At 61.5% G+C, this 775-nt stretch carries 1 pseudogene; it reads right to left on the bottom strand.

What is annotated here, in order from left to right:
* A pseudogene (locus J7S20_RS16290) lies at positions 1-775 on the bottom strand (IS3 family transposase); the annotation flags it as partial.

The raw sequence follows: 775 nt of genomic DNA on the forward strand, positions 1-775 counted from the left end.
GGGCTTCGTCGCGCGTTTTGTAGGTCCGGCGCCGGATGCGCTCTCGCTTGAGCGACGAGAAGAAGCTCTCGGCTACCGCGTTGTCATGGCAGTTGCCGCGCCGGCTCATCGAATGCTCAAGATTGTGAGCCCGGATGAAGGCCGCCCAGTCCATGCTGGTGAACTGCGAGCCCTGATCCGAATGGATCAGCACCCGCTGCTTCCGCTTGCGCCGCCATACCGCCATGTGCAGTGCTTGCAGCACCACATCGGTGGTCTGCCTGCTCTGCATCGACCAGCCCACCACGCGGCGGGAATAGAGATCAATCACGACAGCCAGATAGGCAAAGCCCTCCAGGGTGCGGATGTAGGTGATGTCGGTCACCCAGGCCTTGTCGGGGGCAGCGACGTCGAACTGCCGGTCCAGAGTATTGTCGACCGCCAGGGATGGCTTGCCGCCATAGCTCCCCGGCCGACGCTTGTAGCCGATCTGCGCCTTGATACCTGCCAGCCTGGTCAACGGTTCGGGCAGCAGGTCTCGCCTTGATCCAGTAGGTCGTCGTGCAACTTGCGGTAGCCATAGACTTTGCCGCTGTCGTTCCAGGCTTGCCGGATCAACTTCGTCTGCCGAACGTCTTCCCGGGCCCGTTGGCTCAGTGGGTTCTTCTGCCAAGCATAGAAGCCGCTGGGCTGGATGCGCAGGCACCGACACATCGATCGAACCCGGAACTGGTCACGATGCTCGGCAACAAATGCGTATCTCACTTTGCATCCCTGGCGAAATACGCGGTGGCTT

This window comes from Stakelama marina (assembly GCF_018122655.1).
GTDB lineage: Bacteria > Pseudomonadota > Alphaproteobacteria > Sphingomonadales > Sphingomonadaceae > Sphingomonas > Sphingomonas marina.